Annotated in this window: 9 protein-coding genes; 4 read left to right on the forward strand and 5 right to left on the reverse strand. The window is 72.6% G+C overall.

The annotated features are described in order from the left end of the window. Positions 1-46: 46 nt before the first annotated feature. From glgX to treZ, 3 genes are read left to right on the forward strand one after another with little or no spacing between them, the layout of a single operon-like run. Positions 47-2,263 carry a glycogen debranching protein GlgX gene (glgX, locus tag QWJ41_RS06320; protein WP_302706585.1) on the forward strand — a complete coding sequence of 739 codons (2,217 nt, stop codon included), beginning with the start codon at positions 47-49 and terminating at the stop codon, positions 2,261-2,263. A gap of 1 nt (position 2,264) precedes the next feature. Further along, positions 2,265-4,640: a malto-oligosyltrehalose synthase gene (gene treY / locus QWJ41_RS06325; RefSeq protein ID WP_302706587.1), complete on the forward strand. Its 2,376-nt coding sequence runs from the start codon at positions 2,265-2,267 to the stop codon at positions 4,638-4,640. Beyond that, a complete protein-coding gene (gene treZ, locus QWJ41_RS06330) occupies positions 4,640-6,415 on the forward strand; it encodes a malto-oligosyltrehalose trehalohydrolase (RefSeq protein WP_302706589.1) in 1,776 nt (591 codons plus the stop codon). The genes treY and treZ overlap by 1 nt, the downstream gene beginning before the upstream one ends. Positions 6,416-6,457: 42 nt before the next feature. Here the strand turns inward: treZ and QWJ41_RS06335 are convergent, their stop codons facing one another. Together QWJ41_RS06335 and QWJ41_RS06340 are read right to left on the reverse strand one after the other, a co-directional pair. After that, complete coding sequence (locus QWJ41_RS06335; protein ID WP_302706591.1) at positions 6,458-7,213, reverse strand: hypothetical protein; 756 nt, start codon at positions 7,211-7,213, stop codon at positions 6,458-6,460. A gap of 36 nt (positions 7,214-7,249) precedes the next feature. Continuing rightward, on the reverse strand, positions 7,250-9,472 hold the full coding sequence (locus QWJ41_RS06340) for an MMPL family transporter (protein WP_302706593.1): 2,223 nt from the start codon (positions 9,470-9,472) through the stop codon (positions 7,250-7,252). Between the two features lie 150 nt (positions 9,473-9,622). Between QWJ41_RS06340 and QWJ41_RS06345 the strand changes: the two genes are divergently transcribed. Next, a complete protein-coding gene (locus QWJ41_RS06345; RefSeq protein WP_302706595.1) occupies positions 9,623-10,381 on the forward strand; it encodes a WHG domain-containing protein in 759 nt (252 codons plus the stop codon). Positions 10,382-10,408: 27 nt separating this feature from the next. Here QWJ41_RS06345 and QWJ41_RS06350 read toward each other — a convergent pair whose 3' ends face one another. The 3 genes from QWJ41_RS06350 to QWJ41_RS06360 all read right to left on the reverse strand — a co-directional run bounded on the left by QWJ41_RS06350 (position 10,409) and on the right by QWJ41_RS06360 (position 12,776). Continuing rightward, a complete protein-coding gene (locus QWJ41_RS06350; RefSeq protein ID WP_302706597.1) occupies positions 10,409-11,107 on the reverse strand; it encodes an NAD-dependent deacylase in 699 nt (232 codons plus the stop codon). A gap of 36 nt (positions 11,108-11,143) precedes the next feature. Continuing rightward, entirely contained in the window at positions 11,144-11,680 is a 537-nt protein-coding gene (locus tag QWJ41_RS06355) for a DUF4333 domain-containing protein (RefSeq protein ID WP_302706598.1), read from the reverse strand. Between the two features lie 178 nt (positions 11,681-11,858). Continuing rightward, on the reverse strand, positions 11,859-12,776 hold the full coding sequence (locus QWJ41_RS06360) for a 1,4-dihydroxy-2-naphthoyl-CoA synthase (protein ID WP_302706599.1): 918 nt from the start codon (positions 12,774-12,776) through the stop codon (positions 11,859-11,861). Positions 12,777-12,812: the final 36 nt, after the last annotated feature.

Below are 12,812 nucleotides of genomic sequence, written 5' to 3' on the forward strand. Positions count from 1 at the left end.
CACGACACCGCACCAGCCGCCGCGGCGGCAGAGGGAGCAGCACCCCATGGAGACCTGGCCCGGCACCGCCTACCCGCTCGGCGCGACGTTCGACGGGAGCGGCACCAACTTCGCGCTCTTCAGCGAGGTGGCCGACAGCGTGGTGCTGTGCCTCTTCGACGACGACCCCGCCAACCCCGACGGGCCGCTGCTCGAGACCTGCGTGGAGCTGCAGGAGGTCGACGCCCACGTCTGGCACTGCTACCTGCCGACCATCCAGCCCGGGCAGCGCTACGGCTACCGCGTGCACGGCCCCTGGGACCCTGAGCAGGGCCTGCGCTGCAACGCCAACAAGCTGCTGCTCGACCCCTACGCCAAGGCGACCTGGCGCGAGATCGACTGGGACCCCAGCCTCTTCGCCTACACCTTCGGCGAGGAGGACTCGCGCAACGACGACGACTCCGCGCCGCACATGACCCTCGGCGTGGTCATCAACCCGTTCTTCGACTGGGAGGGCGACCGCCGCCCGCGCGTCGACTACAACGACACGGTCGTCTACGAGGCCCACGTCAAGGGCCTGACCCAGCTGCACCCCGACGTCCCCGAGGAGCTGCGCGGCACGTACGCCGGCGTCGCGCACCCCTCGGTCGTGGAGCACCTCAAGAAGCTCGGGGTGACCGCGGTCGAGCTGATGCCGGTGCACCAGTTCATCCAGGACAACACGCTGCTCGAGAAGGGGCTGCGCAACTACTGGGGCTACAACACCCTGGGCTTCTTCGCCCCGCACGCCGACTACTCGGCCTCCGCGCACGCCGGCATCGGCCGCGGCCAGCAGGTCCAGGAGTTCAAGGCGATGGTCAAGGAGCTGCACGCCGCGGGCATCGAGGTGATCCTCGACGTGGTCTACAACCACACCGCCGAGGGCAACCACCTGGGCCCGACCCTGAGCATGAAGGGCATCGACAACCAGGCCTACTACCGCCTGGTCGAGGACGACCCGCGCTACTACATGGACTACACGGGCACCGGCAACACGCTCAACGTGCGCCACCCGCACTCGCTGCAGCTGATCATGGACTCGCTGCGCTACTGGGTCACCGAGATGCACGTCGACGGCTTCCGCTTCGACCTGGCTTCCGCGCTGGCGCGCGAGTTCTACGAGGTCGACCGGCTCGCGACGTTCTTCGAGCTCGTCCAGCAGGACCCGGTCGTCAGCCAGGTCAAGCTGATCGCCGAGCCGTGGGACGTGGGCCCCGGCGGCTACCAGGTCGGTGGCTTCCCGCCGCAGTGGACCGAGTGGAACGGCGCCTACCGCGACACCGTGCGCGACTTCTGGCGCGGCGAGCCGTCGCTGGGCGAGTTCGCCAGCCGGCTGTCGGGCTCCTCCGACCTCTACGAGCAGTCGGGGCGCCGCCCCTTCGCCAGCATCAACTTCGTCACCGCCCACGACGGCTTCACGCTGCGCGACCTCGTGTCCTACAACGACAAGCACAACGAGGCCAACGGCGAGGACAACAACGACGGCGAGAGCCACAACCGCTCGTGGAACCACGGCGTCGAGGGGCCCACCGACGACGCGAAGGTCCTCGAGCTGCGTGCCCGCGCCCAGCGCAACTTCATCACCACGCTGCTGCTGAGCCAGGGCGTGCCGATGCTGCTGCACGGCGACGAGGCCGGGCGCACCCAGGACGGCAACAACAACACCTACGCCCAGGACTCCGAGATCGCCTGGATGCACTGGGACCGCCTCGACACCCCGCTCGTGGAGTTCACCGCCGCGGTCTCGCGGCTGCGGGCCGAGCACCCGACCTTCCGCCGCAAGCGCTTCTTCACCGGCAACACCGTGCGCACCGGCCCGGAGGGCGCCGAGCGGCTCAACGACATCGTCTGGCTGCACCCCTCCGGGCGTCCGATGGAGGACGAGGACTGGGAGGGCGACGACCGGGTGCTGGGGATGTACCTCAACGGCCACGGCATCGCCGGGCGCGACCCGCGCGGCCAGGTCATCGAGGACGACCACTTCCTGCTCTACTTCAACGCCGCCGACTTCGACGTCGAGGTGACCCTGCCCCCCGAGGAGTACGCCGCGCGCTGGCAGGTGGCCATCAACACCGCCGGCAACGGCGACCGGCCTGAGCCGATCGACCCCGACAGCGTCGTCACGATGGCCTCGCGCAGCGTGCTGGTGCTCCAGGAGTACGCCGCTCCCGAGGCCGACGTGGACCACTCGGTGGCCGCCTCGATGGCCGCGCAGTCCCAGACCGCGACCGGCGAGGAGGCCTGACGTGGGTGGTCCCACCCGCCGGCCGGTGTCGACCTACCGCTTCCAGGTCAGCGCCGACCTCGACCTGCCGGAGGTCGCGCGCCGGCTGGGCTACGTGCACGACCTGGGAGTCGACTGGGTCTACCTCTCGCCGCTGCTGGCCGCCGAGCCCGGCAGCAGCCACGGCTACGACGTGGTCGCCCACGACCACCTCGACGAGTCGCGCGGCGGCGAGGAGGGCCTGGACGCCGTCAGCGCCGAGGCCCGTCGCCTCGGCCTGGGCGTGCTCGTCGACATCGTGCCCAACCACGTCGGGGTCGCCACCCCGAGCGAGGACCCGTGGTGGTGGGAGGTGCTGCGCGACGGCCGCGACGCCGAGCACGCGGGCGCCTTCGACATCGACTGGGACACCGCCGGCCAGCGGCTGCGGATCCCCGTCGTCGGCGACGACGACCTGCTGCCCGACGGCCGGGTCGACCACCTGCGCCTCGTCGCAGGCGAGCGTGGCCTCGAGCTGCACTACTGGGACCAGGCCTTCCCGGTCGCGGCCGGCACCGCCGAGGGCGTCGACGACGACCCGCAGGCCGTGCACGCCCGTCAGCACTACGAGCTCGTCGACTGGCACCGCGCCGACGACGCGCTGAACTACCGCCGCTTCTTCGCCGTCAACACCCTGGCCGCGGTGCGGGTGGAGGAGCCCGAGGTCTTCGACGAGACCCACGTCGAGATCCGCCGCTGGTTCACCGAGGGGCTCGTCGACGGGCTGCGGGTCGACCACCCCGACGGCCTGCGCGACCCGAAGGGCTACCTCGACGACCTCGCCGAGCTCACCGGGTCGGCGTACACGCTGGTGGAGAAGATCCTCGAGCCCGGGGAGCACCTGCCGACCAGCTGGGCCACCGACGGCACCACCGGGTACGACGCCCTGGCCTGGGTCGACCGGGTGCTCACCGACCCCGCGGGGCAGGCGCCGCTCGACGCGCTCGAGGCGCGGCTGCGCGGGCTGCCCGACGGCGAGGTCGTCGACTACCCCGCGATGGTGCACGACCTCAAGCGCGAGGTGGCCGACGGCATCCTGCACAGCGAGGTGCGGCGCATCGTGCGCGACCTGCGCCGCGACGTGCCCGAGCGGGTGCCCTCCAGCACCGCCGACGCCGTCGCCGAGCTGATGGCCTGCTTCCCCGTCTACCGCTCCTACCTGCCCGAGGGCGCCGAGCACGTCGACCAGGCGTTCGCGGCCGCGCGTGAGCGCCGTCCCGACCTGGCCGCCACCTTCGACACCATCGAGCCGTGGCTGCGCGACCCGTCGCTCGACGCCTGCCGCCGCTTCCAGCAGACCAGCGGGATGGTGATGGCCAAGGGCGTCGAGGACTGCGCCTTCTACCGCTACTCGCGGCTGACCTCGCTCAACGAGGTCGGCGGCGACCCGCACGAGTTCTCGCTGCCCGTCGACGAGCTGCACGAGCACCTCGCGGCGCGCCAGCGCGACTGGCCGCACGCGATGACGACGCTCTCGACCCACGACACCAAGCGGGGCGAGGACGTGCGCGCCCGCATCACCGTGCTCGCCGAGGTGCCGCAGCGCTGGGAGCAGGCGCTCGACCGGCTGCTGGCGCTGGCGCCGCTGCCCGACCCGGGCTTCGGCTCCCTGCTGTGGCAGGCCGTGCTGGGCGCCTGGGGCTCCGACCCCGACGACGTGCTGCGCGAGCGGCTGCACGGCTACGCGATGAAGGCGATGCGCGAGGCCGGCGACCGCACCACCTGGACCGAGCCCGACGAGACCTACGAGGCGGCGGTGCACGCCGCCGTCGACGCGGCCTTCGACGACCGTGAGGTCCGCGACGTGCTCGAGGCCCTGGTGTCCGAGGTCGTCGACGCGGGCTGGTCGAACGCGCTGGCCGCCAAGCTGCTGGCCATCACGATGCCCGGGGTGCCCGACGTCTACCAGGGCTCCGAGCTGTGGGAGCAGTCGCTGGTCGACCCCGACAACCGGCGCCCGGTCGACCTCGACCTGCGCGCCCGGCTGCTCGCCGAGATCGACGCCGGCCAGCGCCCGGCCGCCCCGTCGGGCGTCGACGACCCCGGCGCCGCCAAGCTGCTGGTCACCGCGGCCGCGCTGCGGCTGCGTCGCGACCGGGCCGAGCTGTTCACCGGCTACACCCCGGTCACCGCGACCGGCGAGGCCGCCGACCACGTCGTCGCCTTCGACCGCGGCGGCGCGCTCACCGTCGCGACCCGGCTGCCCCTGGGGCTCGCCACCCGCGGCGGCTGGGGCCGGACGCGCCTCGACCTGCCCGCCGGACGCTGGCGCGACGTGCTGACCGGCGAGGTGGGCGACGGCGACCTGGCGACCCTGCTGGCGACCTACCCCGTCGCCCTGCTCGTGAAGGAGGACTGATGACCGCGACCACCCCACCGAGCCACGCCCGCGGCCGCTTCGACGTCTGGGCGCCGCGCCCCGAGCGGGTGCGGCTGCTGGTCGACGGCGAGACCGTGCCGATGCGCCGGGGCGACGACGACTGGTGGACCCCCGACGCGCCGGTGCCCGACGGCGAGGTCGACTACGGCTACCTGCTCGACGACGACCCGGCACCGCGCCCCGACCCGCGCTCGCGGCGCCAGCCGGGCGGCGTCCACGAGCTCTCGCGCACCCACGACCCGTCGTCCTTCGCCTGGACCGACGAGTCCTGGACCGGACGCCAGCTCGCCGGCTCGGTCATCTACGAGATGCACGTGGGCACCTTCACCCCCGAAGGCACCCTCGACGCCGCGCTCGGCCGGCTCGACCACCTAGTCGACCTCGGCGTCGACCTGGTCGAGGTGATGCCGGTCAACGCCTTCAACGGCACCCACAACTGGGGCTACGACGGCGTCGCCTGGTTCGCGGTCGCCGAGTCGTACGGCGGCCCGGAGGCCTACCAGCGCTTCGTCGACGGCTGCCACGCGAAGGGCCTGGGCGTCATCCAGGACGTGGTGCACAACCACCTGGGCCCCTCGGGCAACTACCTGCCGCTCTACGCGCCGTACCTCAAGGACGGCCGCAACACCTGGGGCGACCTGGTCAACCTCGACGGTGACGGGTCGGCGCAGGTGCGCCGCTACATCCTCGACAACGTCGCGATGTGGCTGCGCGACTACCACGTCGACGGGCTGCGCCTCGACGCGGTGCACGCGCTCTCCGACGACTCCGAGGTGCACCTTCTCGAGGAGATGGCCGTCGAGGTCGCGGCGCTCTCGGCCCACCAGCGGCGCCCGCTGACGCTCATCGCGGAGTCCGACCTCAACGACCCGGTGATGATCAAGCCCCGCGAGGCCGGCGGCCGCGGGCTCGACGCGCAGTGGAGCGACGACTACCACCACGCCGTGCACGTCGCGCTGAGCGGCGAGACGACCGGCTACTACGCCGACTTCGAGCCCCTGACCGCGCTGAAGAAGGTCGTCGAGCAGGGCTTCTTCCACGACGGCACCTACAGCTCCTTCCGCGGGCGCGACCACGGGGTGCCGATCGACACCGACCACACCGCCACCTGGCGGCTGGTGGTGGCCAACCAGAACCACGACCAGGTCGGCAACCGGGCCGTCGGCGACCGCCTCAGCGACCCGGCGCCGGGCCACCTCGACGACGACCAGCTCGGCTGCGCGGCGATGCTGACGCTGCTGGGGCCCTTCACCCCCATGCTCTTCCAGGGCGAGGAGTGGGCGGCCTCGACGCCGTTCCAGTTCTTCACCAGCCACCCCGAGCCCGACCTCGGCACCGCCACGGCCGAGGGCCGGATCGCGGAGTTCGAGCAGATGGGCTGGGACCCCGCCGTGGTGCCCGACCCGCAGGACCCGGCCACCTTCGAGCGCTCCAAGCTCGACTGGAGCGAGCGCGAGCACGGCCGGCACGCGCGGCTGCTCGACCTCTACCGCACGCTGGGCAGGCTGCGCCGGGAGTGGCCCGAGCTGACCGACCCGTCGTTCGCGGCCACCCGGTGCGAGGTCGACGAGACCGCGAGGCTCGTGGTGCTGCACCGGGGTCGGCTGCAGGTCGTGCTCAACCTGGGCGAGGTGCCGCTCGAGGTGCACACCGGGTCCGGGCAGGTGCTCGCCGCCACCGCGTCGGGCGCCGAGCTCGACGAGCAGGGCCTGCTGGTGCTGCCCGGGCACGCCGGCGCGGTCGTCCACGCCTGAGACCGGGCCGGCCGGCGCTCGCCGGCCGGCCCGCTGCCGGACCTAGAGCGAGTCGAGGTCGACGGTCTCGTCGTCGGCGGGGGCCTCGACCTCCACCGGCTCGTCGAAGTCGGTGAAGGTGACGCTGCCCTGCTCGTCGCCCTCGGTCCGCTCGATGCGCAGCAGGTGGTGGGGCTCCTCGACGGCGATGTAGCCGGTCGAGGACTCGCCGTCCTCGTCGGTCGAGACCACGGCCACCGCCTCGGTGCCGTCGACGTCGGTGACCTCACCGGTCTCGTAGGTGGTGGCCTCGTCGGTGTCCTCGAGCAGCTCCTCGAGCAGCTGGTCGAGGTCGCAGAGCTCGGCGAACCCCTCGTCCTCGCCCAGCACGACCCAGCGGCCGTCGACGACCTCGATGATCTGGTCGGCCTGGGGGCCGGCCGAGGCGCGCCAGAACTCCTCGCTGGGGCGGAACCAGGTCTGCCCGTCGACGCTGAGCACCTCGGCGTCGGCGCCCCCGAAGCCGACCGTGCCGGAGCAGTCGCCCCCGCGGCTCGTCGCGATCTCGATGGAGACCTCCTCGCCGTCGACGGCCACCTCGCCGCTGACGCGCAGGCTCTCGAGGTCGCCCATGGCCGTGGCCGCCGCGTCGCGGATCTCGGCGCCCTCCTGCTCGACGAAGGCCGACGAGCTGGCGGAGTCGCCCGTCTGCTCGTCACCGGTCGACGAGTCGTCCCCGTCGTCGCCACAGCCGACCAGGGCCGCGCTCGCTGCCAGCAGCGCCGCCGCCCCCGCCGTACGTCGTGCCCAGCCGGCCATGTCGTGGTCCTCTCGTCGCGCGTGGTCGTGGGGAGATCACACCACGTGCGCCGCCGGCTCGCGAGGGCTCTGCACAGGCGGCTCCCCCTGCCTCTCCCCCGGGCTCTCCCCCGGCACGGGCGGCAGCTCGTCCCGGAAGCCGTGCCGGCGCCACCACGAGGCGAGCGGGGCGGGGGCGTACCAGTTCCACCGTCCGAGCAGCTTCATCGTGGCCGGCACCAGCAGGGCGCGCACGACGGTGGCGTCGATCAGCAGCGCGACCAGCATGCCCACCCCGAGCATCTTCATGAAGACGATGCCGCTCATCCCGAAGGCGCCGATGACGACCCCGAGCAGGAGCGCGGCGCTGGTGATGATCCGTCCGGTCTTCTGCACCCCGGCCGCGACGGCGAGGTCGTTGTCGCCGGTGCGGTCCCACTCCTCGCGCACCCGGCTGAGCAGGAAGACCTCGTAGTCCATCGAGAGGCCGAAGAGGATCGCCAGCATCAGGATGGGGTTGGTGGCGTCGAGGAAGCCCTGCGGGGTGAAGCCGAGCAGGTCGGCGAGGTTGCCGTCGCTGAAGATCCAGGTGACCACGCCGAAGGCGGCGGTGATGGAGAACAGGTTCATCACCACGGCCTTGAGCGGCAGCACCACCGAGCCGAAGGCGACGAAGAGCAGCACCAGCATCACCACCACGACGATCAGGCCCATCCACGGCAGGTGCGCGCCCACCGAGTCGACCAGGTCGACGGTGTCGGCGCTGAGCCCGCCCACGAGTGCCGACCCGGTGGCCGGGTCGACCGCACGCAGCTCGCGCACGATCTCCTGCGAGCGCTCGGTCTGGCTGTTGCCGGCCCAGGTCGCGCGCAGCAGCGTCGCGTCCCCGCCGCGCGCCTCGTCGGGCCCGGCCACGGTCTCGACCGCGAGCACGCCGTCGACCTGCTGCACCGCGGCGGCGTACGACGCGACGTCGCCGTCGTCGCTGCCGCGCAGCAGCAGGGTGGCGCTGGAGGTCTCGGGGCCGAACTCGTCGATCAGCAGCTCGGCCGTCTGGTGGGCCGGGGCGTCGTCGGGCAGCACCCGGTGGTCGACGCTGCCCCACCGCACCCCGAGGAAGGGGCTCGCGATGGCGAGCAGCACCACGACCGTGACCGCGATGACCGCGACCGGGCGCCGCATCACCGCGTGCGCCAGGGCCGCCCACCGCCCACCGTCGGCGGCCTCGGCGCCGGCGCGGCGCCACGGCATCCGGCCCGCGTCGACCCGCCGGCCCAGGAGCCGCAGCACGGCCGGCAACACGGTCAATGCGGCCAGCATCGCCACGACGACGGCGGCGATGCCGCCGTACCCCATCGAGCGCAGGAAGCCCTGGGGGAAGACCAGCAGGCTCGACATCGCGGCGGCCACGGTCAGGCCCGAGAACATCACGGTGCGACCGGCGGTGGCCATGGTGCGGCGGATCGCGGTGGGCACGGCGTCGGGGTCGTCGAGCGGCAGCGTCGCGAGCTCCTCGCGGAAGCGGCTGACCACGAAGAGCGCGTAGTCGATGGCCAGACCGATGCCGAGCAGCGAGATGATGTTGACCGAGAAGACCGACACGTCGGTGAACCCCGCGATCACCCGCACCACCGCGAGGGCGCCGAGCATCGCCACCAGGCCCACCATCGCCGGCATCAGCGCGGCCACGACCGAGCCGAAGATCAGCAGCGCCAGGAGCACCACCAGGGGCAGCGAGACCAGCTCGGCGCGCTTGAGGTCGTCGGAGGTGATCTCGTTGACGTCGCTGTAGACGGCGTAGGAGCCCGTCAGCCCGGTCTCGAGCCCGTCGGCCTCGAGCAGCGGGGCCAGCTCGTCGTAGGCGGACAGGAAGTCGTCCTGGCTCTCGCCGGCCAGCGAGACCAGCACCTGGGCGTGGTGGCCGTCGGTGCTGACCAGGCCGCTGTCGGGCCCGGCCGCGTAGTAGGGCACCACCTGGGTCACCAGGTCGGCCGGGACGGCCTCGACGACGTCCTGCACCGCCGAGCGGAAGCCCCGGTCGGTGGCCACGCGGTCCTCGTCGGAGTAGACCGCCACGACGTCGACGGTGCGGTTGCCGAAGAGCTCGCGCTCGGCCACCAGCTCGCGCGCGGTCTCGGACGACGCGTCGTCGAAACCGCCCTGCTCCAGCGAGTCGAAGACCCCGGCGCCGTAGGCGCCGGCAGCGAGGGTCAGCACCAAGCCGAGGAGCAGCACGGTCACAGCGTGGTGGGCCACGACGCGGCCCCAGCGATCGATCATCGGGTACCCCTGCTCCGGTCGGCGCCCGCGCGCCGGTGATGCTGCATCAGGAAAGTGAACGGCGTTAACCGTAAACGGTGTAAACTGCGGGTGTCAACGGTCCTCGGGAGCGGCCGCTGACGAGGGGCCCAGCGCCCAGGAGGAGCTCGGATGACCACGACGGACCAGCGCACCCGCCGCGAGCGGCAGCGCGAGGCGACGTACGACGAGATCGTGCGGGTCTCGCGCGCGCTCCTCGGCGAGGGCACCGAGCTCTCCCTGCGCGCCGTCGCGGCCGGCATGGGGATGACCGCCCCGGCGCTCTACCGCTACGTCGCCAGCTACCAGGACCTGGTCGACCTGGTCGCGCTGGAGGTCGACCGGGCGGCCACCGAGACGTTCGCCGCGGCAGCCGACACGCTGCCCGTCGACGACGTCGCGGGGCGGCTGGCCATGTCGACCACGGAGTTCCGGATGTGGGCGCTGACTGCCCCCCGCGAGTTCGGGCTGGTCTTCGCCAACCCGGTGGCCGACACCTCCTGCTCGCGCCGCGAGGCCCTGACCCTGTCGGCCTCGGGGCACCTGTTCACCGACCAGATGCGCGCCATCTGGGAGCGGCGCGGCTTCCCCGTGCCGCCGGTGGAGTCCCTGCCCTCGACCGCCCGGGCCGCGGTCCTCGACCCGCTTATCCCGGCTGAGACCGAGTCGATCGCCGCCGCCGACCGTGGTCTGGTGTGGGTCTACATGCAGGGCTGGACCCAGCTGTACGGCGTCGTGGCGCTCGAGGTGTTCGGCCACATGGACCCGCGGCTCATCGAGAGCGGCGACATGTTCGTCGACGTGATGCGCCGCTTCGCGCCCACCATCGGGATCACCGACGAGATGGACCGGCTCGAGCCGCTGATGCGTGCCCGGATCGCCCGCGGCTGACCTGCGGCGCGCGGCGTACGCCGGCGATCAGCCCGTGCGGGCGCCCAGGACCTCGTCGACCCAGGCGGGCACCAGCTCGCCGGCCAGGCCGTGGCGGGAGTCGTGGAACCACATGGAGCCCTCGGAGGGCACCAGGTTGAGCTCGAGGGTGCGCGCGCCGTTGCGGCGGGCGTGCTGCACGAAGCCCGCGGCCGGGTAGACCGCGCCGGAGGTGCCGACCGAGACGAACGTGTCGGCGCGGCCGAGGCGCTCGAGGATGAGGTCCATCTGGTAGGGGATCTCGCCGAACCACACCACGTCGGGGCGCAGCTCGGCGTGCCCGCAGCCGGGGCAGGGCGGGTGGTCGAGCAGCTCGCGCTCCCAGCGCACCCGGCCCTCGCAGGCGCGGCACAGCGCCGAGAGCAGCTCGCCGTGCATGTGCACGACGTGGCGCGACCCGGCCCGCTCGTGCAGGTCGTCGATGTTCTGGGTGACCAGCAGCAGGTCGTCGCCCAGCGCCTCCTCGAGACGCGCCAGGGCGAGGTGGGCGGCGTTGGGCTCGACACCGGCCAGCGCGCTGCGTCTCTCGTCGTAGAAGCGCAGCACCCGCGACGGGGCCAGCTCGTAGGCCTCGGGGGTGGCGACGTCCTCGACGTGGTGGCCCTCCCAGAGCCCGTCGGCGTCACGGAAGGTCGGCACCCCGCTCTCGGCGGAGATGCCGGCTCCGGTCAGGACGACGACGCTCACCGGCCCAGGGTAGGCCGAGCCTGCGCCGGGTGCGGCTCAGGACACCACGGTGAGATCGAAGTTCACGACCAGCCCGTCCACCGTCGTGGTGGTCGCCTCGACCGTGACGTCGCCCTCGCTGGAGGCGATGTCGCAGGTCGTGGTCGCGCCCTCCTCGCCGACCAGCTCACCGGCGCAGGTCACCTCGTCGATCGTGAGCCCCGGGTCGGCGTACGTGCGCTCGACGGCGTCGGCGACCTCCCCGGCGGGGATGAAGAGGATCTGGTCGAACTCGACCTCGTCGCCCTCCACCGCGGTGACCACGAGCCGCACGCCCGTCGTCGACCCGTCCTCGCTGAAGGTGATCAGGCAGTCCTGGGTGGCCTCCACCTCGGCCTCGAGGTCGCCCTCGCAGGCCACCTCGAACTGGTCGGCGTCGGGACCGCTCATGTTGGCCGAGAGCTCGGCCTCGAGGTCGGCGCGCTCGACGGTGGCAGGGCCCCCGACGGAGACCTCTCCGCTGCAGGCGCTCAGCAGCAGCGCCGGCGCCAGCAGCGCGCCGACCACGGACGGGGACAGGACGGACAGACGCACGGTGACCTCGCGGGGGACGGGGCGCGCACGACGGCGCCCGACCCCTCAGCATCCAACGCCGGCAGCGCGGCCGCACGCTCTTCGCCGCCACGTCCGGGCCCCGGTCTGGACCAGGACCGGAGGTTCGGGCCGGGTCGGCGCGAAGTTCAGGCCGGGTCGGCGGGAAGTCTGGGCCGGGTCAGTAGTACCAGGGGTAGGGCGACCAGTCGGGATCGCGCTTCTCGAGGAACTGGTCGCGCCCCTCGGCGGCCTCGTCGGTCATGTAGGCCAGGCGGGTGGTCTCGCCGGCGAAGAGCTGCTGGCCGACCAGGCCGTCGTCGATGGCGTTGAAGGAGTACTTCAGCATCCGCTGCGCGGTCGGGCTCTTGCCGTTGACCAGTCGGCCCCACTCCAGGGCAGTGGCCTCGAGCTCGGCGTGCGGCACGGCCTTGTTGACCGTGCCCATCGCGGCGCCCTCCTCGGCCGAGTAGGTCTGGCCGAGGAAGAAGATCTCGCGAGCCTTCTTCTGCCCCACCTGGCGGGCCAGGTACGCCGACCCGAAGCCGCCGTCGAAGGAGCCCACGTCGGCGTCGGTCTGCTTGAAGCGGGCCTCCTCGAGGCTGGCCAGCGTGAGGTCGCAGACCACGTGCAGCGAGTGGCCGCCGCCGGCGGTCCAACCGGGAACCACGCAGATGACGATCTTGGGCATGAAGCGGATCAGCCGCTGCACCTCGAGGATGTGCAGGCGTCCGAGACGGGCCTTGTCGACGGTCTCGGCACCCTCGCCCTCGGCGTACTGGTAGCCGGCTCGGCCGCGGATGCGCTGGTCGCCGCCGGTGCAGAAGGCCCACTTGCCGTTCTTGTCGCTCGGGCCGTTGCCGGTCAGCAGGACGCATCCGACGTCGCTGGTGGTGCGGGCGTGCTCGAGCACCCGCAGCAGCTCGTCGACGGTGTGCGGACGGAAGGCGTTGAGCACGTCGGGCCGGTCGAAGGCGACCCGCACGGTGCCGTGGGCGTGCGCGCGGTGGTAGGTCAGGTCGGTCAGGTCCTCGAAGCCGGGCACGACGTCCCAGGCCTCGTCGTCGAAGATCTCCGACACCCCGTCGATGGCGCTCATGGCCAGCAGGGTATCGGCGCGCCGCAGAGCTGTCGG

The sequence above is a fragment of the Nocardioides cremeus genome, assembly GCF_030518195.1.
Lineage (GTDB): Bacteria > Actinomycetota > Actinomycetes > Propionibacteriales > Nocardioidaceae > Nocardioides > Nocardioides cremeus.